Genomic DNA, 255 nt, shown 5'->3' with positions numbered 1-255 from the left:
CGACCATGTCGGTCGGCCTCATCGGTGGCAGCGCCCAGCAGGCTGAAGAGATCATCGCCTCCGGCAAGGCCGATTTCGTGATGATCGGCCGCGACGCGCTCTACGACCCTCGCTGGGCATGGCACGCTGCCGAGGAACTCGGCGCGACGACCGACTATGCGCCCAAATACGGCATGGCCAGGCCCGCGCTTCGCCCGCAGCTGTATCCCAACCACCGCGCACCTGCCTGAGCGCGCGCATGCTGACTCCCAAACA

Annotated in this window: 1 pseudogene; it reads left to right on the top strand. The window is 67.1% G+C overall.

The window, feature by feature from the left end:
• Nucleotides 1-230, top strand: a pseudogene (locus tag MRBLMC3_RS22145) (hypothetical protein); the annotation flags it as partial.
• Nucleotides 231-255: the final 25 nt, after the last annotated feature.

The organism is Sphingobium sp. LMC3-1-1.1 (genome assembly GCF_040676285.1).
Classification (GTDB): domain Bacteria; phylum Pseudomonadota; class Alphaproteobacteria; order Sphingomonadales; family Sphingomonadaceae; genus Sphingobium.
This window is presented reverse-complemented; position numbering and strand designations above follow the sequence as displayed.